Raw genomic sequence first — 2,432 nt, 5'->3', positions numbered from 1 at the left:
CCGCTTAAACTGGGCTTGGGTCAGGTCCGACGAGTAAGGCTTGCGTTTCACACCTCAAGCTTGCCACCGGGTCTGATCCTTTATAAACGCGCTCTCAGGAGCTTCCTCAGCGGGAGAAGCAAGAGAAGACCTGCTGCGCTGTCTGGATGGGGCGGCACTGATCACCCGTGCTGGAGAGCGAGGAACTGTTTCCCCGAACCTTGATCAGGCGACAGACAATTTAGAGGGTTGTCTAGACAGATTGCGGAATACCAATCCGCAGCTCTGGGAATTCGCGGTGCAGATCGCCATTCACCACGACGATCCGGCCACGCACGCGGTGGCGGCCATCGGGTTTTACAAGGCGTTGGTCCACCTGGGGGTCAAGGAGGTCCGGCGCTGCATCCAGCGGCTGGAGAAGTGGCGGCTGAAGGGGCAGAAGATTGAAACACCAGGGCGGCTGCTGATGCACCTGCTCAATGAGAAAGCACGGGCGGCCACCGGATTCAACATCAATGACCTGGGGACCGAGCCAGGCGCAGTCCTATCGTGATGGCGTTTCACGCCATCCGCCACAATGCCAGCCATGAGTGACCTGCATTTTCTGGGCCTGGGCGGCACCGACGAGGTGGGGGCCAGCAGCTACCTGTACCGCCTGGCCGAGGGTAACCTGCTCATCGACGCTGGGGCGCGGCCTGGGTCCATCGGGGACGCTGCCCTGCCCCAGCTCGGTCTGCTGGCTGAACATCCACCCGCCGCGATGATCCTGACCCACGCCCACCTGGATCACGTCGGCGCGCTGCCCGTGGTCATCCGGCGCTTCCCCAAGCTGTCCATCTACTGCACCGAGGCCACCGCCCGCATCGCCACCCTCGTCCTGGGCGACACCCTCAAGGTCACCACCATGCAGGGCCAGCCGCTGTTCTCAGCAGGCGAGATGAAGCGCACCCTCGAACGCCTGCGGCCCGTGCCGTACTTCACGCGGGTCAGTGATCACGGCTTCGCGTTCACGCTGTTCCCCAGCGGCCATCTACTTGGGGCCGCCAGCGTGCTGATGGAGAGCGGAGGCCGCGCCGTGTTCCACACCGGGGATGTTAGCAACATCTCGACGCCCGTGGTGGACGCCGCGTGGCTCCCGGCTGCCGTCACGCCCGTGGACGCTGTGGTGTCCGAGAGTACCTATGGCGATACGCTGCTGCCCAGCCGTAAGGAACAGGTGCGGGCCTTCGTGAATGCCATCGGGGAGACCTTACGCGGCGGTGGGCGGGTGCTGATTCCATCCTTTGCCCTGGGCCGGGCGCAGGAGATCACGCAGATCCTCCAGACCTCAATGGCGAGTGGGCTGCTGCCTACAGTGCCCATCCACCTTGATGGCCTGACGCGGGGGATCACGGAAGCGTATGAGGACATGCTGCCCCTGCTGCCAGAGGCTTTGCAGAACCGCACCAAGGTCAGCAAGCAGCGCCCCTTCTTAACGGGCACGGTGAACCTGGTCAAGGATAAGCGCGAGCGCGAAGGCATCCTGACCTCGGAACGGCCCGCCGTGGTGATCGCCTCCAGCGGCATGCTGCACGCGGGGGCCAGTCCGCAGTACGCGAGGGCATGGCTGCCACATGCTGAGAACGCGCTGTTCGTGGTGGGTTACCAGGACGCCGAGAGTCCAGGGCGACGGCTGTTGGAACTCCAGCAGGGCGGCGAGGTCATGCTGCCCGCACAGAATGGCGGCAAGGGCGGGGGCGGCTTCGAGCCAGTCTCGGCCTACTCACGGGTGGAGCGCTTCTATCTCTCGGCCCACGCGGACCGGGGCGGGCTGCTGGGGATGATCGCGCGGTATGCGCCGGGCAAGGTGATCCTGACGCATGGCGAACTGCGTGCCCGCAGCAACATGGCGGGCTACCTGAACAGCAAGCACGACGTCGGGCTGCCGACAGCCGGTGAACTGGTCCCTCTCAAAGACAGTGGGAAGCGCCGGGGATCGTTCATGAACACCGCGCCAAAGAAGCTCGAAGCAATGAAAGAGCGCCACGCCCGGACCACCGTGAAGGTGCGCTATGACCCGGAGACGCACGAGGTCCGCATCGCGTTGCCGGACACCCTCGACGGGACGCTGTTCGGGGAAGGGGACTACACGCTTGAGGTGCTGCGCGGCAAGACCAGCCGGGTCAAGCTGCGCGAGCATGACGCCGAAGCGATGGAAGGGCACCGTCAGGCGGAGGAAGACCGCGCCGACGAGGAAGCCCTGAGCTAGCAGCAACGGGACGGACTGTTCTCGTCTAGGAACGTCAGCCCAGAAGGCGGAGAGCAATAGACGAGAAGAACTCTAGGTGCAGGCGGCGCAGTTGGGGTAACGACAAGATCGATACTGGTGGCGAAGTCCGGTGACGGTCTCGCAGAACAGCGTTTTTCGTGACTTCGCCACCGGCGTCTACCGATGAAGAGGTGAGATTTTGACT

General features: G+C 64.1%; 2 protein-coding genes. Both read left to right on the top strand.

Annotated elements, in window-relative coordinates; all coding sequences use genetic code 11:
* The first annotated feature begins 241 nt into the window (after window positions 1-241).
* A complete protein-coding gene (locus Q319_RS0123105) occupies window positions 242-532 on the top strand; it encodes a hypothetical protein (protein ID WP_029484734.1) in 291 nt (96 codons plus the stop codon).
* A 33-nt stretch (window positions 533-565) separates the two neighbouring features.
* Complete coding sequence (locus Q319_RS0123100) at window positions 566-2,227, top strand: MBL fold metallo-hydrolase (RefSeq protein WP_029484733.1); 1,662 nt, start codon at window positions 566-568, stop codon at window positions 2,225-2,227.
* Window positions 2,228-2,432: the final 205 nt, after the last annotated feature.

Source organism: Deinococcus marmoris DSM 12784 (assembly GCF_000701405.1).
Taxonomy (GTDB): domain Bacteria; phylum Deinococcota; class Deinococci; order Deinococcales; family Deinococcaceae; genus Deinococcus; species Deinococcus marmoris.
Note: the sequence above shows the minus strand (reverse complement) of the source record. Positions and strands in the feature narration are given on the sequence as shown.

Bases quoted from the DNA above. Each gene is read 5' to 3' on its own strand.
- Q319_RS0123100 (WP_029484733.1), top strand. From the start codon at position 566: ATGAGTGACCTGCATTTTCTGGGCCTGGGCGGCACCGACGAGGTGGGG.